We start from the raw sequence: 21918 nt of genomic DNA, 5'->3' as shown, positions 1-21918 counted from the left end.
TAATGTACTTTTTATTCTTCTTATGACGCTGGTTTTGTTTCGAATGTTGCTTGATTTAAACTAATAACCTTTCCTTTTGGATCATTGTTTTCATACTGAACTGCAGTAATCGTATGACTACCTGTCTCAAGTGTCTTTTCTTTTAATTGTACTGTTGTCTGTGTTGTACTAGTGACTTGATGTTTATCTGCATATACTTGATCTACAAATATAAATGTTTCTTTATCATTTTGAAAATTAGAAAGCTCTAATTCAACATGTTGAATTAAAGTATCCTTTTTGATGAATACAGTTGGTATATTGCCGTTTTCAGAAGTACCATCTGGTGTAATAACTTTTACTTTTCCTTCACCAACTGGTACTGCACCTTCAGGGAATACTACTATATTCTCATTACTTGCATTTACAACTCGTTCTTCCTGCTTTGATTGCGCATCCTCTTTTTCTTGTGGAGCACCGCAACCGGCTAATAACAATACAGACAATCCAGTGATTATGAATTTTTTCAAAATTCATCCCCCCTGTCATTTCATTATAATTTATTATACAAAAATAACTTTTAAATTTTAAGACTATTTTCAACACTTTCATGAACAAATAGAATCTTGCCCACGATTAATGTATCATACTTTCCTTAATAGAACATTAATTTTTTTTATGAAATAAATAGTAATTCCCTCTTATCTATCATTTTAGCCCAACAAATTAATTACATACCTGTCCAAAATAAAAAGACATTGTTCATTCAATGTCTTTTTATTTTAAGCTTTAAAAAACAAATGTTGTAATCTCATCTACTTCTTTTCTTGGAAGTTTCTTCGGCTTATCTTTCGGAAAACCGAGTGAAATAACCATATTTATTTGTTTTTCAGACTCAATTTGTAAATATTGTCGTAGTTCATCTTGAGCTAACAATACCGGTCCTGTCATTGGACAAGTACCCAGCCCTTTCGCATGTGCAGCCAACATTAAGTTTTGTGCCGCTAAACAGCTACTCTTAATTCCTTCTTCTTCCCAAACTGAATCTGGAACAAAAGTAATTGGATCAAATATCTTTTCGCGAAATTTTGATTCATATGGTGTTGCCAAACACACGATTAATACAGGTGCCTCTGAGAAAGCTGTTGCATATGGTCCAAATGAACGGGTAAGTAATTTCCCTGCTTTCTCTTCTCCGTTTTCTGCCGCTTTTGCCGCAAGTTTATGTAATGCATCCCAAGTCATTTGCTCAATTTCTTTAATTTTCTCTCGGTTCATAATGACCAAGAACTCCCAAGTTTGTGAGTTCGTATCACTCGGTGCATAACGAGCACAATCAATAATTTCTTTTATGTCACTAATGGATACTTCTTGTTCTGTGAACTTCCTAACACTTCGTCTACCGTGAATTACTTCTTTAAAATCTTCATAATTCATACATTAAATCCCCTTTTTACAACGTTTTCAAATCTTGTCCTATGTTTGAATTATATCATGAAAAAAAGCTGGAGGAATACCAGCTTTTTTCTTCAATATTAGTTCGTAACTTTAAATAAACGAATACTTTCTTCATATGCAACTTGGAGTTTCTTTGTAATTGGTCCTCTTTCGCCGGTTCTAAACTGTTCATCACCTATTTGAACGACTGGGAATATTTCTAGTGGTGTCGCTGTAAAGAAGCACTCATCAGCCTCATATACTTCTTGTAGTGAAAATTCTCGTTCTTCTACTTCAATATGTAACTCTTTCGCTAATGTAATAACGAAGTGACGTGTAATGCCGTGTAGAATGAAGTTGTCAGCCGGATGTGTAATCAATTTATTATTCTTCACCATAAAGAAATTTGAATGACACCCTTCAGTTACAATTCCATCTCGTACTAATATCGCTTCTTGATAGCCTTGTTCGTTTATTTTATTTTTAATCATAATATTAGGTAGCAGATTTAAAGATTTTATATGACAAAACTTCCACCGTATATCCTCTTCTACCGTAACTTTTATTCCCAGTTCCATAGCAGCAATTGGTCTTGGAAAGGAAACAATATTTGCAAAATATGTTGGTTGCATATTTGACTCATATACATGATTACGTGCTTGAGCACCTCTTGATATTTGCAAATATACATTCCCATCTTCTTGAAATTGATTTTTTTCAATCATTTGATGCAACTCTTCCACTAACTCCTCCTTAGTAAAAGGTGGAATTAGTTTTATTTCTTCCATAGAATTAAAGAATCGTTCCAAATGTAGATCTAATAAATGTGGCTTCCCATCATATAGTCTGAATACCTCGTATATACCATCACCAAATTGAAAGCCTCTCTCCTCTAATGGAATCATCGGCTGTTCTTCCTTCGTATTTACAATTCTTCCGTTAAACAAAATCCAATCTTTATGAGTAGCTTTCATTCATTCCCACTCCTTTATTCCATAATTGATTTAATTGTACAACTTATCCACACTCAAAAGAAGGAATTTTCTGTATTTTCACAAATAAAAAAGTACATCACCCATTTAAGGTGATGTACTCGACCATTCATTTACTTTAAAAAATATTTTTCAATATCATCTAACATAAGGTTTGCAGCTACAATACCACCTGCTGTATTCCAAATCACTTCATCTACTTCGAATACTTTATTATCTTTAGAAGCCTGTAACTGCTTAAAGAGCGGATCTTCTGTCCATTCTTTCGCTAACGTGTTTCCTTCATTATTCTTATCCGCATCTTTATCAGATGTGAAATAGAATAAGTAGTCCCCGTCCATATTTGGAATTTGTTCTTTTGTAATTCCTTTTATCGCAAATTCATCTTTATCTTGTAATGGTGGTCGTTTAAATCCAATATCATTTAATACAACGCCTGAGAATGAATTTTTTTGATAAATACGAACATCACCTGGGACGAAGCGAATAATTGAAACTTTAGAGTTAATTTTATCACCTAATTGTTCTTTTATTCCTGCAATACGCTTTTTATAATCATTAAGAGCATTTTGCCCTTCTTTTTCTTTATTTACAGCTTTTGTATAAAGCGTAAAGTTTTCTTTCCAATCACCGCGCAATGTTTCAGCATATACTGTTGGCGCGATTTCTTTTAACTGCTCGTATATTTTTTCGTGACGCATTTTATTTCCAATAATTAAATCCGGCTGAAGCTTCATTACTGCCTCTAAATTAATGTCACGCTCAGTTCCTACTACTTTCGTATCTTTTAACTCATTCGCTAAATGAGGATACCATTCATCCCCAGCTCGTGGTTTTGTCGTTCCAACTGGCGTTACTCCAACAGTTAAAAGTGCCTCAGCACCCTCATTCGTTAAAACAACAACTCTTTTTGGTGTACCATTTACTGTCGTTTCGCCCATTGCATGCTTTATACTATATGAATCTTTTGCCTTTACTGATGTATCTTTATCTTTCTTCTCTTCTTCTTTACCGCAACCTGCAATTATGACCATTAATAACATAATGCAAAGTATAAGAATATTTTTAGTGCGTGTCATAAATCCTCCTAGTTGAAAATGATTTTCATTAACATTTAAAGATTAATGTATATCTCATACATTGTCAATAGATATATCAGAAAACTTTTTCAATATATATAATTTCGAACTCATTTTTATTCGAAATATTTTTGTACTTATTTGCTATTCACTTTTTAACCGTAACATGTGAAACATAAACGGACATAAGAAAGTAATTGTAATTCCAGTCAATGCATAACGTACATAATACATATCAGGTATTACTTTTTTTAGTATGAGCTGTATCATTAACATGAAACTAAGGCCTAAAACTGTTTTTACTACTTGTATTTTAAAATTATTATTTTCATTCATTTTAATAAAGTGATTCTTTAACATGATACCAATCGTAGAACCTGTCAAAACTCCAAGTAATTTTAAATTATCTATTTGGTCAGTCATAAAATACATAATGAGTGAAACTGCCAATACAATTCGTTGTAACAATATAAATTTCCTATCACTTAATTCCTCTGTTACTTTCGTATATAAATAAACAACTATGACACTAATTAAAACGGCACCTATTATATCACTGAGCCAATGTACACGTAAATATAGACGAGAAGTAGCAACCAATATTATAAAAATAATTCCAATGATCCAAATGATTCTCTTTTTACATAACATCATAAAAGAGCCCCAAAATGTTGTCGCTAACTGGACGTGTGTACTTGGAAAAGAATAACCTGCAGCTGATTTTTCATATAAAGCCTGAATTCCTTCGTATGTATACGGTCGCGGGATTTTCATGAATTCTTTTACCACTATCCCTATATACCCAGAGAAACAAAGCATAACAATCATATGAAATGCTTTTCTTTTAGAAACGCACCAATATAAAATCGAAATAATGACTAAATACAACGTTTCATTTGCAATACTAGATATAAGTTTAAAAAGTATTGTAAGCACACTTCCCTCCACACTGGTCATCCATTCAAGAAATAAAATATCCAAATTAAACATAAAAAAACGAAACCTCCCCAAAATTTAATCCTGCTATTTGTCAGCACTTAAGATAAACTAGTTGATTAACATTTCAAATTTATACACCTACTTACGTTACAGATTAAGAACATATAGTACCACATACTAATAATAGATAATATGTTAAATCATCTAATTATTTTTATAAATTTTAATGAAATTTTGAGCTTTATATACAAAAATACCTGTATCTTGTTATCCACTTATTTATATTCCATGTCAAATTGCACCTCGTTGTTTTTTGATATATGGAACTACTATTAAATAAATCAGCATACGTATAACTTTCAAAACCATTACAATTACAAATAAAAAAACCGCCTTATGTAAGGCGGTTTCTATCATTGTGCTTTAACCAATTTAAAATAAATATATACGATTGATAGTGAATATAACGTATGCAAAATAAAAGAAATAAAAGGGCTATTCCAGTGCTACTATACAGCAAACCGAACTTAAAAAAAATATTTAAAAGCGGTGGAAAGTTCGTTATGTTTTGTAATGTAATAAGCATACAAAATAAAAGGAAAAACACAGGGGCATATTGTAATTCATACGGCTTTCTTTTCTTATTCATTCTTTTTCGAATGAACATATGGATTAGCTCTGCTACTATAAAACACCCTCCAATTAATACAAGACCAGAAGTCATCGTCATATATCCACCTGCCTTATATTTATCTCGCACAACTACTCATCGTTATATTTTCTTCACATATATTCCATCTTCTTCATTAAAACCAAAGCTCTCTATGAAAGTTTTTGCTTGTTCTGTTAATTCCGTTTGTAATACCTTTATCTCTTTCACGTTTCTTTCTTTCATCATCGTTTCAAATGTAAAATACGTATTTGTCCCATAACCGTAACTTTGATAATCAAAGTGAATAATTAACTGCGATAAAATTGCACTCTCCTCTTGTACACTATAGTCTATTACACCAATATATGTATCATCAACTTTCACACAATACTGTACTTGATTCTCAGTTAAACTATGTGAGCGAAACATTTCTTTAACAACGCTTTCATTATCTACAGTTACTTTTTCAAACGTAATCATATGTTGTCCATCCTTTTACTATTATTGTATCAATAATACGTCCTATTTATGAAAAAAACCTTAAGACCATATGCGATCTTAAGGTTTTTCTAATTAAACTAAGCTATACGCACGTTTCGTTTCTTCATGGAACTTATTCGTATCGTATTTATGCTCAACATAAATTTGATGCCATACCATAAACGCAAGTACAGTCCAAATTTTACGGCTATAATCGCCTTTATCTGCACAATGTGCTTCCAGTAAGTTTAATACATACTGTTTGTCGATTAAATGCTCTGTTTTACTCTCGTTTATAATATTGATAGCCCAATCATGCATTTCGTCTTTTAACCAGTGACGAATTGGTACTGGGAATCCAAGTTTTTTACGATCTAATACGTGATCTGGAACGATTCCGCGTGCCGCTTCACGTAAAATAGCTTTCGTAGTTCCGTTAGCAATCTTAAATTCAGTTGGAATTTTAGATGCAACATCAAATACTTCTTTATCTAAGAACGGTACACGAAGTTCTAATGAGTTTGCCATTGTCATTTTATCAGCTTTTAATAAAATGTCACCGCGTAACCATGTGAACATGTCAATGTACTGCATTTTGCTTACATCATCATAATCTTTAATCTCGTTATACAATGGTTTCGTGATATCCATATAGTTAACACTTTCATTGTAATACTTCATTAATTCAACTTTCTCTTCTTCACGGAAGATTTTCGCGTTTCCATAGTAACGCTCTTCAATTGGCGTACATCCACGCTCTAGGAAGCTCTTTCCTTTAAATCCTTCTTTAAGAGCACCACTTAATGCTTTTAGAACGCTCTTACCTGGGCTAGGAATGTAAGAGAACATTTTTAGTGAGTTTGGCTCACGATAAATGTTATAACCACCAAATAGCTCGTCTGCACCTTCACCTGAAAGAACAACTGTTACATGCTTACGTGCTTCTTTTGCAACGAAGTACAATGGTACAGCTGCTGGATCTGCTAAAGGATCATCCATATGCCAAATGATTTTTGGGAACTCATCCATAAACTCTTTCGCTGAAATGAATACGTTATGGTTTTTAACGCCTAATTTCTCAGCAGTTTCTTTTGCAACATCAACTTCACTGAAACCACGTTGTTCAAAACCAATTGAGAATGTTAAAAGATTTGGATTCATTTCTCTTGCGATAGAAGCGATAATAGATGAATCGATACCACCAGATAAGAATGAACCTACTGGTACATCACTGCGCATATGCACTTTTACTGAATCATACAACACATCACGAATTGCTTGGATATGCTCCTCTTTCGTTGCGCTTGAAGCATTGAAATAAGGTTTCCAGTAGCGATGGATTTCCATCTCTTTACCGATTTCTTTTACGAAATAATGACCAGGCTCGATTTTATTAACATCAATTGTTAATGTTTCTGGCTCTGGACCATATTGGTACGTAAAGTAATGTTGTAGTGACGTTGGATTAACGCCTTTATCTTCCATCACATGCATAATACTTTTCTTCTCAGATGCGAAGAATGTAGTATCACCTTGTTGTGCGACGTATAAAGGTTTAATACCGAAGTGGTCACGTGCACCGAAAAGTTTCTTCTCTTCACGATCCCAAATCATAAATGCAAACATACCACGAAGATAGTCTACACATTTTTCTTTCATATGTGCATACAATGCAATGATAACTTCTGTATCAGATTGTGTTGCAAACGTTGCACCTTTTTCAAGTAACATTTCACGTAATTCTACATAGTTGTAAATTTCACCATTAAAAATAATTACATATCGATCATTTTCATAAGTTAGCGGCTGATGTCCTGCCTCTAAGTCAATGATGCTTAAACGGCGGAAGCCAAATTGTACATGTTCATCACGAAAATATCCTTCGTCATCTGGACCACGGTGGAAAATCATCGTGTTCATATTTTCAAATTGATGTTTTTCTGTTTCTGAAAACTCTCTAGGGTTTTCACATAAACATCCTACAAAACCACACATACTTCTTACCCTCTTTCAGTTTTCATTCTGTCTATATACTACTATATCAACCCTATTTATACTAGCATAATCAATTGAATATGGCGACCAAAAACTATAAAAAAATCACTCCATTTCACATTTTTAACAATTTTTTATGAAAACATGAAAACTAGGCAATCACCTTTCTCCGCTTTTGTCATATGATATTGCAAATTGATTTCTAGGAGGGAATACCATGAGTGAAGAAAAAAAAGACTCTTCTCGCCCACCGGTTCGCAATTATTTAAAGCAAATTGATGATTTCTTCGAGCAAACACCACTTCGCAATGTAATCGCTGATTTAAATCATTTTTTCCAAAAAGGAAATCGTTTATTAACATTCCCCGTAGATTTATATGAAGTTGGTGAAGAACTCGTTGTTACAGCTGAACTACCAGGTATACAAAAAGAACAAATTCAAATTGAAATACAAAGTGAATACTTAAAAGTCTCTGTAAAAGAAGAGATACTTGAAGAGGTCGAGGAAGAAACATCTCATAACTATTATCGCCGAGAACGTTCCATTTCAGAAGCATCAAGATTGATTAAATTACCGTACTCAATTAATAAAAAAGCAGCGAAAGCTTCGTATCAAAACGGCGTGTTAGAAATTCGGGCACCAAAACTTCCACAACAACATGACATTTTATCCATAGACTAATGTAAAAAAAGAAGGGTGCTATGCACCCTTCTTTTTAATCCACTAATCTCTTCATATCACGTATAATGTCTTCGTACGGCGTATTACTAATACCACTATACTTTTTCATTACTTTTCCGTTTTGATCAATTAAATAAAATGATGTACCATGTATAACTTGACCATCCTCAGGTTTATCTACAAGTGATTGGAAATTATCTTTTGAAAACTTTGTAATATCATCTAATGAATAACCCGTTAATAAATTCCAGTTACTAGTATCCTCTGTAAACTTTTGAATGAAAGCCTTCAAATTCTCCGGCTTATCAAGGTCTGGATCTACACTAAACGAAACAAACTGAACGTCTAATTTCTCTTCTTTGGCCATCTTTTGCAGTTTTGCCATATTGGCAGTCATTGGCGGACAAACTGTTTGGCAATTTGTGAACATAAAATCAGCAACCCAAACTTTCCCTTTTAAATCTTTTGTACCAAATGACTTTCCATCTTGATTTGTAAATTGGAAAGTTTCTAAATCCCAATTCAATGGTTTACGAAGCTTTGAACCCGATCCACTACATCCAGCAAGTACAAAGAGACAAAATACAACCATAAGACCAATTATTTTTTGATAACGCTTCATTTATAAACCTCTTTTCTCTATCCTAAATTTAAATAGGTTATGTTTATCATAACAAAAGTTAACACTACGAGAAAATTGTTTACTACATTTGTTCACGAAATCGTACGAATTTACGTATGTTACTTCTTTATTTCAAGCCAATTACTAGACAAAATTTATTTTTTTACTATTATTTCTCTAAATAGAAGTTGCAAAACTAATTTTATTGTTACTTTTGTAAACGCATCCCCCTATTTTTTAACAATTCCTTAAACATTCATCCATGTTATACACTGTATTCCTTAACAACATTTCGGTACAATACAATTACAACGATTTTAAATGAGGTGATGTTCATGACAAAACGTTATGAAAACATGGATAATGTGAGTACAAAAAAATCAATTCGTTCCTTTATACGTTGGCGAAAAGAACGAAAACAAAATAAAAAGGATTTTTCTTTTTTAGTAGAACAATCACCTGTTAAGCAAAGTAAATTCCTACAAAACAACTTTGAAAAGACGTCTGTAACTTGGATTGGTCATTCCACATTCCTTATCCAAACGAATGGGCTGAATATATTAACAGATCCAGTATGGGCTACTAAATTAAAATTAGTTCCAAGACTTACTGAACCTGGTCTTTCTATACAAGAACTACCTAAAATTGATATTGTCCTCATTTCACACGGTCATTATGACCATTTAGATTTTTCAACGCTTCGCCAGCTAAATGATGATGTTTTATACCTTGTACCTATTGGACTGAAAAAACTATTTACTCGCAAAAAATTTACTCGTGTAGAAGAGTATAATTGGTGGGAAAATACGATCATTAATGATGTTTCCTTTCACTTCGTACCGGCCCAGCACTGGACGAGAAGATCCTTATTTGATATGAATACATCTCACTGGGGGGGATGGATTATTAATAATGAACCAACGAAAGAAACCGTTTATTTTTGTGGTGACAGTGGCTATTTCCAAGGTTTCAAAGAAATTGGCAGACGCTTTTCAATTGATATTGCCCTTATGCCAATTGGCGCTTATGAACCAGAGTGGTTTATGAAAGTATCTCATGTTTCACCTGAAGAGGCAGTGCAAGCTTATTTAGATTTAAACGCTACACACTTTATACCGATGCATTACGGAGCTTTTGCCCTTGCCGATGAAACACCTCGCGAGGCAGTAACAAGGCTCCGTAATAATTGGAATTTACGTATGTTACCGTGGGAACAACTGCATGTACTCTTTTTAGGCCAAACTTTTACTTATAATAGCGCAACAAACGATAAGCAAGTAAATGAAAAAATTGAAACATTACACGTATAACGTAACTACTTATTTTCTATATCCAACATATACTATAGAAAATCATAAAGTAAAACTTTAATCAGTGGGTGTTTTCTATGAATAAATATTTACAGACTCGCTATATCATTAGCGGGAGTGCCTGTATAACCCTTCTTATTTCTTACTTTCTATTCACATAAAAAAGCTACTTGAAAATTCATTTCAAGTAGCTTTTTTATTACTCTGCTAAATACATAAATCCGATTGCACCCGGACCTGTATGAGTACTAATAATAGGCGTTGTAAAGAAAATTTCTGATTGAGCAAATCCACTCACTTTTTCAACAGCCGCTTTTACATTTTCAGCTAAAGGAATTGCTTTCGCATGCGGAATTGCAACAGCTTTTACAACTTTTCCAGCTGTATCTTCCTCAAATAACTTAGCTAAGGTTTTTACAATTTGACCTTGGCTACGCACTTTCGTTACAGGGTTATAAACACCATCTTCAAGGCTAGCAATTGGCTTTATATTGAGTAGCGAACCGATAAACGCTTTTCCTTTACCGATACGCCCACCCTTCACTAAATTTTCTAATGTATCTACTACTACATATAAACGAGTATTCTTTCTCACTTCATCTACACGTTTTAAAATTTCTTCTAGTGAGCGTCCTTCATTTGCCATTTTTGCAGCTTCTATTACTTGATATGCTAAAGCATGTGTAATAAATTGAGAATCAACAACTGTTACTTTTGTGTCGGTCATTGATGCAGCACTATTGGCAGTTGCCACAGTACCACTCATTCCACTTGTCATATGAATGGAAAGTACTTCACTTCCATCTTCACCTAACTTGTCATACATTTCTACAAATGTACCCATTGCCGGTTGTGATGTTTTTGGTAATTCCTCTGATTTGATCATTTCTTCAATAAATTCATCAGGTTGTAAATCAACGCGATCTAAATATGTTTGTCCATTTACAGAGATTGATAATGGTAGCACATGAATGCCATACTTTTCGATTACATCCTGCGTTAAATCTGCAGTTGAATCTGTTACAATTTTAATTTTTTGCATATTATATTCTTCCCTTTCCAATACGCTCTCCTTGTTATTATACTAGCATTCCCTGTGCTTTCAACAATTTCGAACAAATTTCACCAAATTAATTATATTTTTATACCTAAAATGAAAAAGACAGAGTTTACTAACCCTGTCCATACTTTGTATCATGCATTTTTTTCAAGGGTATTTGTTTTATATACATTTAAATAATCATTCCACTTCAAACAATTTTGCAAATATTCACGGAAAGAATACGAAAATCTTGGGTGCTTTTGTTTTTGAATTTTTGCAATAAATAATTGAAGACGAGACTGAATTAGAAACGATAATGGATGCTGTGCCTGTAGGACAGGGATTTCGAATATTTTAATACAATCCCCTGTTGAATGAGTGAAATAAAAACTTTTCGTAATCACAATATCAATCCTCTTTTTCATTGGATTTTTGAACTTCCTCTACTTTACGCTGTAACACGTTGTTTAAAGTGGAGACTTCTATGAATACAAAAGTATCCTTAGTCAATCCCTGTAGTCCTTTTGGTTAGAAGATTTATACTCTATTCATCCTCCATCCTAAATATCCGATCAGACAGGAATCCCGCTATCCGTATATTGCTTAATAATTTTAGTATAAACTTAGCAAAGCGCAAAGTTTGTCTAAATTTTGGAGATTCTATAATTTTTTTCTTCTATATATTGTATACGTTTATGTCTAAAGTATAACAAATAAATAAAAAAAGTGCCTTTATAACGAGGCACTTTTCGACTGTATTTCTTCTTCTCTTTTCTTTTTCCGCTTACTGACAATCTTTGATAAAGCGATACTAATTTCATAAATACAAATAAGTGGTACTGCTACTAAACTATGTGATAAAAAATCCGGCGGTGATATACACGATGCAATGATAATCAATGCTACGTAAGCATACCTTCTTATTTTTATTAGCAATTCCGCCGTTAACAGTCCAATACTCGTTAAAAACATGACAACTACAGGTAATTCAAAAATTACAGCAAATGGAACTGTTAAATTAAGAACAAAATGAAAATACTTTTCTGTCGTAAACATCGTATTAAACATTTCATTACCTATCGTAGTTAAAAAATGAAATAAAAACGGCATTACAACGAAATATCCAAAACATAAACCTGCAATAAATAATATAGACAATACCGGTATATACATTACTGTCATTTTTTGTTCATTTGGATGTAAACCCGGTTTTACAAATAACCAAATTTGTATAGCAGCAAAAGGAATTGTACAAACGATAGCAAATACTGTAGCAATCGAGAAAAAAATCCATAATACATCACTTGGACCGAGAACAGTTAATTTCATTGGTAAATCTTTTACTAGCCAAAAATAAATATCCTTCGTAAAAGTAAATCCGATAATTAAAAATAGGACAAAGGATAGTACTGTATATATTACTCGTTTGCGAAGCTCAACAATATGTTCTACTACGCTCATTTCCCGATCTTCCATCTCGTTCACCACACTTTATTTATCCATTTCGAGGAAAATTCATTACATTTTTTCTTTCTTTTCCTTCTCTTGAAATGCATCATCCGTCAATTCTTTCGTTGATTTTTTGAATTCTTTTAACGTTTCCCCTAAAGCCTTTCCGATTTCCGGCAATTTTTTCGGCCCAAACAAAATGAGTACAGCTACTAAAATTAAAATTAATCCTGGAAAGCCAATATTTGAAAACATTTCTCCATCCCCTTTATTAGTAGATTCCTTGTCCTACTATTGCATAATTTTATTTTGTCAAAAAAGTTTGAAAACGTCAACAAATCCATTGCCTTTTGTCAAAAAAATTCAAAAATATAATCAATTATACAAATTTCATTTTCTATTGCCCTTGTGTATGATATGGTAAGGGAAGTGACATATTATTTTATGATAGTAGAAAGGATTTGCATTATGACTGAAAAAATGACACGAATGACACATTTTGTGAAAGAAGAAATTGCAAATGCAATTACACATGGTATCGGTGCCATTTTAAGCATCCCTGCCTTAATTATATTAATTATTCATGCCTCTAAGCATGGTACCGCATCTGCTGTAGTTGCATTTACGGTTTATGGTGTAAGCATGTTTTTACTGTACTTGTTTTCGACCTTGTTACATAGCATTCATCATCCAAAAGTAGAAAAATTATTTACTATACTAGATCACTCAGCCATTTATTTATTAATCGCTGGCACATATACTCCTTTTTTACTTATTACGCTTCGCGGACCATTAGGCTGGACGTTACTCGCTATTATATGGACACTAGCACTCGGAGGTATCATCTTCAAAATTTTCTTTGTACGTCGCTTTATTAAGGCATCAACATTATGTTATATCATAATGGGATGGCTCATAATCGTTGCTATTAAACCACTTTATGAAAATCTAACTGGACATGGTTTTTCACTACTTTTAGCAGGCGGAATTTTATATTCTGTAGGGGCTATATTCTTCCTTTGGGAAAAGTTACCTTTCAATCATGCCATTTGGCATCTTTTCGTTTTAGGTGGTAGTGCGATGATGTTCTTCTGCGTACTCTTTTATGTCTTACCTACAGCATAAAAAAAGGTTTCAGCTTATATTAAGCTGAAACCTTTTTTTATTACTTATGTAATTGTGATGCGATAACATCCTGTGTATGCTTCGTTAATTCTTTAATATCCATATTCGCATACTCTTCAGCTGTAATCGGCTTAGAAATTGTTACTGTTGCATGAGCTGGTTTCATACGGTTTCCATTCGCTTCAAACATTTTATATGTCCCATCTAATGTTACAGGTAAGATTGCTACACCAGATTTTACTGCAAGGTGAAAACTCCCAGCCTTAAACTCTCCAATTTCGCCACCCTTACTTCTCGTCCCTTCTGGGAAGATTACGATTGAATGCCCGTTCTTTAACAGCCCAATTCCATCTTTAATCGCTTGAAGAGATTGACGACGATCATTACGAACCATAAATACACAATTCATAAGTTCCATCCAAGTTGGTACAACTGGAAACTTCTTAATCTCTGCTTTTGAAACAAATCCAATTGGTTTATTTAAGTAACCTAGTAAAACAGGAATATCCATATTACTCTGATGATTACTTACAACTAGTACCGGCTTATTTTTTGGAACATTTTCCAGTCCCTTTACTTCAACTGTCCCACCAGCTACACGTACCATTTTCTTACCAAACCAATTTGTCGTTTTATACACAACATTATCTTTTTCTTGTGGCGACATCGTATTTACTTGTCTTTTCAGACGCCACATTCTCGGTGTAATCGCAATTACGATTAAAATTAAATAAAAGATTTTAAAAAACGTTTGAATCATACAGAACCCCCACCTATTATCATTCCGACCTTCATTATACTAGACAAACGAAGGAAAAAGAAGAAAAAATGTCCAAACAGCAAGTGCTTGGACATTTTTAAGTATTCTATATTAGAAACGTTTTGCTAATTCACGAGCATTAGCAATTGCTGCTTCTTTAATTTCTGGTGCTTTTTCAGGGTTTGCATTCATACCTTCAACTGCAATGTATTCAGTTTCATTTACACCAATGAATCCTAATACTGTTTTTAAGTGATTGCGGCCGAAGTCTACAGCTGCGTATGCTCCTTCAGAATAAACGCCACCTGTTGCTTGAATGTGAAGTGCTTTTTTGCCTTCTAATAAGCCAACTGGGCCATTTTCAGTATACTTGAATGTTTTACCTGCGATTGCTAAGTTATCTAAGTATGCTTTTACTACTGGTGGATAGCTAAAGTTCCACATTGGAGTTACGAATACATAACGATCCGCATGCATAAATGTTTCTAAGTTTGTGTTCATTGCTGCAACTTTTTGTTGTTGAACTTCAGTTAAAGTTTCAAAGCCTTCACCTGCTGCAAATTTACCCCAAGCAGCAAATACATCCGCATCGATTGCTGGTACTGTAGTGTTGAATAAATCAATTGTTACAACTTCGTCTTGTGGATGTTCGTTTTTATAAGCTTCGATGAAAGCTTCTCCTACTGCCATTCCGAAAGAACCTTCTGCTGAATTTGGATTTGCTGTAATAAATAGTACTTTTGTCATTGTATTCTCTCCCTTTTACACATCTTATCTTTAATTTGAGATTTATAATTCGAAAGTAAATAACTTACCTTATGTAAGTATGATACAAAAAGTTATGTTCAATGTCAATAAAAAATAGCTACTTTTTTTTCGTAAGTTAATAAACACTATCTTTTCAATATGTTTTTGGTGAAACAAAAAACTACCTCCACATTCCATGGAGATAGTCTTCATCATTTTCTATTTTTGAAACACATGTTTCACTTTTTCAGCTGGAATATTACTTCCGCCTCTACCTTTTACATCTTCAATCATCATTGTAATGACCATATCTGGTGAATTTAAATCAAATGCAGCGAACCAGCCTAGTTCTTTTCCTTCGGCCTCTTTTGATACTTTTAATTCCGCTGTACCTGTTTTTCCAGCAAGAGTCATTCCATCAATTTTAGCAATTTTCCCAGTACCATCTGGATCATTAATTACTTTCGTCATAGCAGTTTTTAATATATCCTGATTTCCTTTTGAAATGACATTCTCTTTCCAAACTTTCGGTTGCTTATCTGTTTTAATAATATATGGAGAAGGTATGTTTCCATCATTAACAATTGGTGCGTACGTTAACGCTAGATGGAGTGGCGTCATTAATACTTGCCCTTGTCCATAACCTGTGTCTGCCATTTGAATATCATTTTTAATACCACCATTTGCAATTTTAGAAGCTGGGAATCCATATTCAATTGGTAATTTCTCATCGAATCCGAACTTTTTCGCTTCACTCATAAATTTATCTTTTCCGATTTTCAAAGCCTCTTGTGCGAAATAAATATTATCCGAGTATTTCATTGCCTTATCAAAATCAATTGGATTTGCATCTTTTACACGTGTTACATAATAATTACCCCAAGAAGAATCTTTCGTCCATTTTAATCCTTCAATTTTTAACTCTTCTTTTGGATCAATTGTTTTCGTTTCAAGACCGATTGCAGCTGTAATCGGCTTAAATACAGATCCTGGAACTGATAATTGTGTAAATCGATTCGTCATCGGTTTTTTCGGATCATTATATACCGCATCACGTTGCGCTTTTGACGCCCCTCTTGTAAGGGTATTTGGGTTATAAGCTGGTGTGCTCACTAGTGCAAGTGTTTCTCCAGTCTTTGGATTAATTGCTGCACTTGACCCTACCTCATTTTTCATTTCATTATAAATTTCGCTTTGAACTGCACTGTCAATCGTTAAAGTTACATTTTCTCCATCAACAGCATCTGTTTTTGCTAAATTTTTAATTTCTTTTCCTTGTGCATCTTCTATGAAGACACGGCCGCCTTTTTTACCGCGTAGCTTTTCTTCCAGTACTTGCTCTAAACCAGCTTTACCTACTGGATCATCTGCTTGATAGCCTTTTTTTTGTAGCGTTTTTAAATCTTCAGCATTCACTTTTCCAATATAGCCAGTAAGATGTGCTGCTTCTTCTCCTAATGGATATGAACGAATATTGACTGGTTTTGTTGCAACACCCGGTAAATCTATGTACGTATTTTGTGTTGCTCCTTCAGGCAATATTCCCATTGGTACAAGGTAATTTGGTTTTACCCATTTAGCTGCTAGTTTTTGATCAATTTCTTCTACAGACATATTTAGCAACTTCGCTACCGTTTCTTTCGTTTGCGGAGCAGCATCCCCTAACTGTTCAGGAATCAATCCGATTTCAGAAGCTTTACCATTTACCGCAAGATATTTACCATTGCGGTCATATATTTCTCCACGTTTTGGCTCTGTCGTTTGCATGCGCACTTTACTATCTTTTGTCATCCCTGGGAAGATAAAATCAGGAGTCCAATCTATTTTCCAAGATTCTTTATCTCCATCTTTTTCTTTCACCATTTTTGCTTCATGACCAAAAGTGATTTTACCGCCAACTGTATCCATACTTACTTTAAAAGGAACAGGACCTTCATCTTTTTTATCTTCTTTTACTTCCCCTGTTTCTACTTTTAAATCTTTCACTTCAATGCCAGCATAAATTTTTTCATATTTCTCAGTGAAATCTTTCTTTGAAATATCTTTTTTTGCCTTTTCTGATAATTGATCATACATTTCTGCAAATTTTTGTTTATTCCATGCTTTTGCATATGTATCAAACGCTTCTTGTGGTTTTTCTTCTTTACCACATCCAACTAACATGAATGTTAAGCAAAGAAAAAGAATCCCCCATATCTTTCTCAATCGATTCTCCTCCTCTTTCTACATCAATACTTTAGAAAATATTAGCATTTTTACATGCTACCATTCATTATAGCACTATCGAATCTCATCTATAAACCTATATTGATGGATACAAATAAAAAGATTGATGCGAATATTCACATCAACCTCTATTATTATTGTTGCTTTTCATATACATGATAATAGTACGTATACGGATTTTTTTCATCCGTTAACCCTTTTTCAACAAAAATTTCTTTCCAATTTGCCATATCGATTTCTGGGAAGAATGTATCTCCTTCAAATGCATGATGAATTTTTGTTATATATAACTTGTCTACGTATGGTAAAAAGAGATCATAAATTTGCGCTCCGCCAAAAATAAAAATCTCTTCTTCATTTTTGCATAGCTCAAACACTTCTTCTACAGAATGTGCTACTTCACAACCTTCAACATGATACCCTTCATTACGAGTTACAATGATATTACGTCTTCCAGGCAGTGGTCTACCAATCGCTTCATAGTTTTTTCTTCCCATAATAAGCGAATGACCCATCGTTGTTTTCTTTACATATTGTAATTCACTCGGTAAACGCCAAGGTAAATTATTATCTTTACCAATTACTCTATTCTCGTCCATTGCGACCATAAATGAAACTATCATCTTTTCATCTCCTCTACAATTACACTGCAACCGGTGCTTTAATTGCTGGATGTGGATCATATCCTTCAATCGTTAAATCTTCCATTTCAAAATCAAACACAGATTTCACATCTGGATTTAATGTAAGTTTTGGGAACGGACGTGGTTCACGTGCCAATTGCTTTTCCACTTGCTCAAAATGATTCGTATAAATGTGTGCATCTCCAATTGTATGAACAAATTCTCCCACTTCAAGTCCGCATTCATGTGCAATTAAATGTGTTAGTAGTGAGTAACTTGCAATGTTAAATGGAATTCCAAGGAATATGTCACCACTTCTTTGATATAACTGACAAGAAAGTTTGCCATCCGCTACATAAAACTGGAATAGCGTATGACAAGGTGGTAATGCCATACTTGGTACATCTTCAGGATTCCAGGCAGAAACAATTAGGCGACGGGAGTCTGGCGTTTTTTTAATCATTTCAATTACATCTTTTAATTGATCAAGCGTCTCACCAGCTGTCGTTTTCCAGGCACGCCACTGCTTTCCGTATACATCTCCTAAATAACCATATTTATTCGAGAAATCATCATCTTCTAAAACGTTCTTTTTAAACAATTCCATTTGCTCATCGTACTGCACTTTAAATTCCTCATCTTGTTGTGAGCGAAGACCGAAATCAGTCATATCAGGACCAGTATACTCATCGCTTTCTACCCAGCTCTTAAATGCCCATTCATTCCAAATATTATTATTATGCTGCAATAAATAACGAATATTTGTATCACCTTTCATAAACCAAAGCAGTTCACTTGCTACAAGGCGAAACGGCACTCTCTTTGTCGTTAATAAAGGAAAACCTTTACTTAGATCAAAACGCATTTGATATCCAAATACAGATACAGTGCCTGTCCCTGTACGATCTTCTTTCTTCGTACCATGCTCCATTACATGGCGGCATAAATTTAAGTATTCATATTCAGCATGTTTCATATGTAGTAAAACCTTCTTTCAATCTTATATGAAATTTATCATAACATGAAAAACAGTGAATTAAATAATCCTAATGAATAAAAATATATTTCTATATAAACAGAATTCTACTTCAATATATTTTTACAAAATGTAAATTTATAATTACCTGATCCTAAATGCCTTCCAACGTCATGTTCAGCTTTCCAATTTGTTTCGTCTATCCGTAATGTAGCGCTTGTATTAGGTGGTACAGAAATATATAAAAAGGCTTGTTCCTTTTCTACCCGCCACTCAATCTTAATTTCTCCATAAGCTGTCTCACGTTTTACTTTAACCCATTCTATATTCGAATCAAAATGTGGTTGTACATAAAAATGTTTATATGCAGGTTTTGTCTCATCTATTTCTAATCCAATAATATATCGGTATATCCATTCAACAATAGAGCCATATGCGTAATGATTATAAGAATTCATGCTATCATTCCAAAGTGTTCCATCCTCTTTCACGCCATCCCAATGTTCCCAAATCGTTGTGGCACCTTTTTTCACTTGGTATAACCATGATGGATAATCTTCATAAAATAGAAGCTTACAAGCAAGGTCATGCCAGTTAAACTTGCTTAATATTAAATTCAAATACGGTGTTCCTATAAAACCTGTTGTTAAATGATTTTTATTTTCTTTTAATAGCTCAATTAAGCGATTAAATACTTTCTCATTCACATCATCTTTCACTAGTTCAAAAAGAAGTACTAATATGTGGGCTGTTTGTGTATTTGAAATTAACCTACCATTTGGTGTAACGAATTCATTTTGAAATGCTTGAACAATATTCCCATGTAACTCTGCATATAATTTAGCATCTGTATTTTCACCTAAAATCTCAGCAATCCTTCGTAAAAGCGATGTAGAATAGGCATAATAAGCTGTCGCAATAAAATGCTTGTCTGTTCCGCCTTCATATACATCTGGTTTCGTATCTAATGCGAGCCAATCCCCTAAATGATAGCCTGTATCCCATAAATACTCGTTCTCACCTTGTGAACGTATGTAATCTATATACTTCTTCATACTGTCATATTGTTCTTTTAAAATCGATACATCTCCGTAATGTAAATAATGAACCCACGGGCATATAATTGCTGCATCGCCCCAACCACCAGAAGTATGTAAATCAAAATCCGCTCTTTTCCCAAAAGCATCTGGAATAACTAAAGGCACAGCTCCATTAACATTTTGATCTAATGATAAATCTTGGAGCCACTTTTTAAAGAATAATTGTACATTCATAATTTGCGTAGCTGTCCCAATGAACATTTGTGCATCTCCGGTCCATCCAAGTCGATCATCTCGCTGCGGACAATCTGTTGGCACATCAAAAAAGTTCCCTCTTTGAGACCATTCCACATTATGATGAAGTTGATTGATTAATGGATTAGACGTTTCAAATTCAGTCGCTTTTTCCATATCCGTATGTAATACAACCCCTTCAAAATCTGCTATTTGAGGTGGCTGGGTTAATCCACTTATTTTCACATACCTAAAGCCTTGATATGTAAAATGAGGTTCAAACGTTTCCTCTTCTTCTCCTTTTGCTATATACACTATTTTTTGTTTTGCCTTTCGGAGATTTCCGGTGTAAAAACTACCATCTTTATTCAATATTTCAGCATGATGCAATTCTATCTTTTGGCCAATATAAACATGACGGACTGTAAATTGAACCCAACCTACCATATTTTGCCCTATATCAATGAGCCATTCGTGATTCGGTAGTTTTGAAATAGAAATCGGTTTAATAATTTTCATTTTACGAATTGCTTCGTTTTCTTGCGCAACAATTATTTGTTTGGAATGCTCAATTACTTCAACATCTTCTAGCCCTTGCCTACTTTCTTCTATCCTAGCGTCGTAAACCTCCCCTTCATAAATTTCTGAATACAAAATTGGGCTTGGAGTTACCTTCCATGTTTCGTCTGTTACAATTTTTTCTTTCGTTCCATCTTCATACGTTATATGTACTTGAGCAATTATCACACGTCTTCTACCGTAATAATTACGTACATGATGCATGGTAAGTGGTCCCTTATACCATCCATTACCTAGCAGAACCGAAATAGTATTGTGCTCACCCTTTAATAAATGCGTTATATCATACGTTTGATACAGTACTCTCTTATCATAACTTGTCCATCCAGGGGTAAAATAACAATCTCCAATGCGCTCTCCATTTATAGAAGCCTCGTATAATCCTAAACTTGTGATATATAAACGCGCTTTTTTAACTACTTTTTTAATAGTAAAATTTTTATTAAAGGACATAACTTGCGCTCGTTCTTTTTTCGCGGCAATCCAGTTCCCGCTCCAGTTATCTTGCCCTTGTAATCCAGTCTCCCAAAATGCTACTTCTGACCACGATGATTCTTCTCCGTAATTATCCCATACCTTTACCCGATAAAAATAACGCGTTTCCGCTCTGTATGAAAATGAATTGATTGGTATATGTAAACTTTGATCTGTTTCTACTTTTCGCGAATCAAACATTATAATTTCAAAATCTCTATCTTTCGCAACCTGCAATTGATAAGCAAGTTGTTTTACATTTCGGTTACTCGACTCAAGCAGCCAACTCATTTTAACAACTTTTGAATCTATACCTATCGGATTTTTTTTATTGTCGCAAAGCACTCTCTTTATTGTTAGCACACTTCTTCACCATCTTTTCTATATCTTAATTTAAATTAATTATAATAAAATTAAAATTCTAAATAAATAATAACTTTATTCATTCTTACAAAATTATTAACTTTCCAAATTTA

The 21918-nt window shown here is 33.7% G+C and carries 22 protein-coding genes; 3 read left to right on the top strand and 19 right to left on the bottom strand.

All coding sequences use genetic code 11. The features are described from left to right. Positions 1-20: 20 nt before the first annotated feature. From RBB48_RS15015 to asnB, 8 genes are all read right to left on the bottom strand, one after another. Complete coding sequence (locus tag RBB48_RS15015) at positions 21-509, bottom strand: putative periplasmic lipoprotein (RefSeq protein ID WP_048541213.1); 489 nt, start codon at positions 507-509, stop codon at positions 21-23. A gap of 259 nt (positions 510-768) precedes the next feature. Then, positions 769-1416, bottom strand: coding sequence for a nitroreductase family protein (locus RBB48_RS15010; protein ID WP_306007822.1), 648 nt, complete (start codon positions 1414-1416; stop codon positions 769-771). A gap of 98 nt (positions 1417-1514) precedes the next feature. Continuing rightward, on the bottom strand, positions 1515-2390 hold the full coding sequence (dat, locus tag RBB48_RS15005; protein WP_000648369.1) for a D-amino-acid transaminase: 876 nt from the start codon (positions 2388-2390) through the stop codon (positions 1515-1517). 131 nt (positions 2391-2521) lie between these two features. Next, entirely contained in the window at positions 2522-3487 is a 966-nt protein-coding gene (locus RBB48_RS15000) for an ABC transporter substrate-binding protein (RefSeq protein WP_088122016.1), read from the bottom strand. Between the two features lie 144 nt (positions 3488-3631). Further along, on the bottom strand, positions 3632-4477 hold the full coding sequence (locus RBB48_RS14995) for a phosphatase PAP2 family protein (protein WP_306007821.1): 846 nt from the start codon (positions 4475-4477) through the stop codon (positions 3632-3634). A gap of 343 nt (positions 4478-4820) precedes the next feature. Further along, positions 4821-5150, bottom strand: coding sequence for a hypothetical protein (locus RBB48_RS14990; RefSeq protein WP_098230739.1), 330 nt, complete (start codon positions 5148-5150; stop codon positions 4821-4823). A 48-nt stretch (positions 5151-5198) separates the two neighbouring features. After that, a complete protein-coding gene (locus tag RBB48_RS14985; RefSeq protein WP_048541207.1) occupies positions 5199-5558 on the bottom strand; it encodes a GNAT family N-acetyltransferase in 360 nt (119 codons plus the stop codon). A 93-nt stretch (positions 5559-5651) separates the two neighbouring features. Continuing rightward, a complete protein-coding gene (gene asnB / locus RBB48_RS14980; RefSeq protein ID WP_000333826.1) occupies positions 5652-7553 on the bottom strand; it encodes an asparagine synthase (glutamine-hydrolyzing) in 1902 nt (633 codons plus the stop codon). A 217-nt stretch (positions 7554-7770) separates the two neighbouring features. On the opposite strand from asnB, the gene RBB48_RS14975 reads away from it, so the two are divergent. Next, positions 7771-8235, top strand: coding sequence for an Hsp20/alpha crystallin family protein (locus RBB48_RS14975; protein WP_001288088.1), 465 nt, complete (start codon positions 7771-7773; stop codon positions 8233-8235). 34 nt (positions 8236-8269) lie between these two features. Here the strand turns inward: RBB48_RS14975 and RBB48_RS14970 are convergent, their stop codons facing one another. After that, entirely contained in the window at positions 8270-8857 is a 588-nt protein-coding gene (locus RBB48_RS14970; RefSeq protein ID WP_306007820.1) for an SCO family protein, read from the bottom strand. A 335-nt stretch (positions 8858-9192) separates the two neighbouring features. Here RBB48_RS14970 and RBB48_RS14965 point away from each other — a divergent pair, with 335 nt between their 5' ends. Further along, positions 9193-10167, top strand: a complete 975-nt coding sequence (locus tag RBB48_RS14965) for an MBL fold metallo-hydrolase (RefSeq protein ID WP_088609134.1) — start codon at positions 9193-9195, stop codon at positions 10165-10167. A gap of 199 nt (positions 10168-10366) precedes the next feature. On the opposite strand, the gene RBB48_RS14960 is transcribed toward RBB48_RS14965, so the two are convergent. From RBB48_RS14960 to RBB48_RS14945, 4 genes are all read right to left on the bottom strand, one after another. Continuing rightward, on the bottom strand, positions 10367-11209 hold the full coding sequence (locus RBB48_RS14960; RefSeq protein WP_033657798.1) for a DegV family protein: 843 nt from the start codon (positions 11207-11209) through the stop codon (positions 10367-10369). A gap of 152 nt (positions 11210-11361) precedes the next feature. Then, positions 11362-11613 (bottom strand): DUF2535 family protein, encoded by a 252-nt coding sequence (locus RBB48_RS14955; protein ID WP_000629012.1) that lies wholly within the window; start codon positions 11611-11613, stop codon positions 11362-11364. A 328-nt stretch (positions 11614-11941) separates the two neighbouring features. Next, entirely contained in the window at positions 11942-12685 is a 744-nt protein-coding gene (gene tatC, locus RBB48_RS14950) for a twin-arginine translocase subunit TatC (protein ID WP_000390128.1), read from the bottom strand. Positions 12686-12727: 42 nt separating this feature from the next. Then, on the bottom strand, positions 12728-12913 hold the full coding sequence (locus RBB48_RS14945) for a twin-arginine translocase TatA/TatE family subunit (protein WP_000492443.1): 186 nt from the start codon (positions 12911-12913) through the stop codon (positions 12728-12730). Between the two features lie 213 nt (positions 12914-13126). On the opposite strand from RBB48_RS14945, the gene trhA reads away from it, so the two are divergent. Further along, the gene (gene trhA, locus RBB48_RS14940; RefSeq protein WP_000136880.1) at positions 13127-13783 is read left to right on the top strand and encodes a PAQR family membrane homeostasis protein TrhA; all 657 of its coding nucleotides are present in this window, start codon (positions 13127-13129) and stop codon (positions 13781-13783) included. Positions 13784-13823: 40 nt separating this feature from the next. On the opposite strand, the gene RBB48_RS14935 is transcribed toward trhA, so the two are convergent. The 6 genes from RBB48_RS14935 to RBB48_RS14910 all read right to left on the bottom strand — a co-directional run bounded on the left by RBB48_RS14935 (position 13824) and on the right by RBB48_RS14910 (position 21805). Next, positions 13824-14543, bottom strand: a complete 720-nt coding sequence (locus RBB48_RS14935; RefSeq protein WP_306007819.1) for a lysophospholipid acyltransferase family protein — start codon at positions 14541-14543, stop codon at positions 13824-13826. A 111-nt stretch (positions 14544-14654) separates the two neighbouring features. After that, positions 14655-15290 (bottom strand): FMN-dependent NADH-azoreductase, encoded by a 636-nt coding sequence (locus RBB48_RS14930; protein ID WP_048541201.1) that lies wholly within the window; start codon positions 15288-15290, stop codon positions 14655-14657. Positions 15291-15509: 219 nt separating this feature from the next. After that, a complete protein-coding gene (pbpC, locus tag RBB48_RS14925) occupies positions 15510-17495 on the bottom strand; it encodes a penicillin-binding protein 3 (protein WP_087982535.1) in 1986 nt (661 codons plus the stop codon). Between the two features lie 155 nt (positions 17496-17650). Then, complete coding sequence (locus RBB48_RS14920; RefSeq protein WP_061679531.1) at positions 17651-18139, bottom strand: dihydrofolate reductase; 489 nt, start codon at positions 18137-18139, stop codon at positions 17651-17653. A 19-nt stretch (positions 18140-18158) separates the two neighbouring features. Further along, positions 18159-19115 (bottom strand): thymidylate synthase, encoded by a 957-nt coding sequence (locus tag RBB48_RS14915; protein WP_002085878.1) that lies wholly within the window; start codon positions 19113-19115, stop codon positions 18159-18161. A gap of 107 nt (positions 19116-19222) precedes the next feature. Beyond that, the gene (locus RBB48_RS14910; protein WP_306007818.1) at positions 19223-21805 is read right to left on the bottom strand and encodes an alpha-L-rhamnosidase; all 2583 of its coding nucleotides are present in this window, start codon (positions 21803-21805) and stop codon (positions 19223-19225) included. Between the last annotated feature and the right edge of the window lie 113 nt (positions 21806-21918).

Origin of the sequence: Bacillus sp. MMSF_3353 (assembly GCF_030733445.1) — a bacterium.
GTDB lineage: Bacteria > Bacillota > Bacilli > Bacillales > Bacillaceae_G > Bacillus_A > Bacillus_A wiedmannii.
The sequence above is the reverse complement of the archived record's forward strand: the minus strand, read 5'-3'. Positions and strand labels throughout refer to the sequence as shown.

Bases quoted from the DNA above. Each gene is read 5' to 3' on its own strand.
- RBB48_RS15010 (WP_306007822.1), bottom strand. From the start codon at position 1,416: ATGAATTATGAAGATTTTAAAGAAGTAATTCACGGTAGACGAAGTGTT.
- dat (WP_000648369.1), bottom strand. From the start codon at position 2,390: ATGAAAGCTACTCATAAAGATTGGATTTTGTTTAACGGAAGAATTGTA.
- RBB48_RS15000 (WP_088122016.1), bottom strand. From the start codon at position 3,487: ATGACACGCACTAAAAATATTCTTATACTTTGCATTATGTTATTAATG.
- RBB48_RS14995 (WP_306007821.1), bottom strand. From the start codon at position 4,477: ATGTTTAATTTGGATATTTTATTTCTTGAATGGATGACCAGTGTGGAG.
- RBB48_RS14990 (WP_098230739.1), bottom strand. From the start codon at position 5,150: ATGACTTCTGGTCTTGTATTAATTGGAGGGTGTTTTATAGTAGCAGAG.
- RBB48_RS14985 (WP_048541207.1), bottom strand. From the start codon at position 5,558: ATGATTACGTTTGAAAAAGTAACTGTAGATAATGAAAGCGTTGTTAAA.
- asnB (WP_000333826.1), bottom strand. From the start codon at position 7,553: ATGTGTGGTTTTGTAGGATGTTTATGTGAAAACCCTAGAGAGTTTTCA.
- RBB48_RS14975 (WP_001288088.1), top strand. From the start codon at position 7,771: ATGAGTGAAGAAAAAAAAGACTCTTCTCGCCCACCGGTTCGCAATTAT.
- RBB48_RS14970 (WP_306007820.1), bottom strand. From the start codon at position 8,857: ATGAAGCGTTATCAAAAAATAATTGGTCTTATGGTTGTATTTTGTCTC.
- RBB48_RS14965 (WP_088609134.1), top strand. From the start codon at position 9,193: ATGACAAAACGTTATGAAAACATGGATAATGTGAGTACAAAAAAATCA.
- RBB48_RS14960 (WP_033657798.1), bottom strand. From the start codon at position 11,209: ATGCAAAAAATTAAAATTGTAACAGATTCAACTGCAGATTTAACGCAG.
- tatC (WP_000390128.1), bottom strand. From the start codon at position 12,685: ATGGAAGATCGGGAAATGAGCGTAGTAGAACATATTGTTGAGCTTCGC.
- RBB48_RS14945 (WP_000492443.1), bottom strand. From the start codon at position 12,913: ATGTTTTCAAATATTGGCTTTCCAGGATTAATTTTAATTTTAGTAGCT.
- trhA (WP_000136880.1), top strand. From the start codon at position 13,127: ATGACTGAAAAAATGACACGAATGACACATTTTGTGAAAGAAGAAATT.
- RBB48_RS14935 (WP_306007819.1), bottom strand. From the start codon at position 14,543: ATGATTCAAACGTTTTTTAAAATCTTTTATTTAATTTTAATCGTAATT.
- RBB48_RS14930 (WP_048541201.1), bottom strand. From the start codon at position 15,290: ATGACAAAAGTACTATTTATTACAGCAAATCCAAATTCAGCAGAAGGT.
- RBB48_RS14920 (WP_061679531.1), bottom strand. From the start codon at position 18,139: ATGATAGTTTCATTTATGGTCGCAATGGACGAGAATAGAGTAATTGGT.
- RBB48_RS14915 (WP_002085878.1), bottom strand. From the start codon at position 19,115: ATGAAACATGCTGAATATGAATACTTAAATTTATGCCGCCATGTAATG.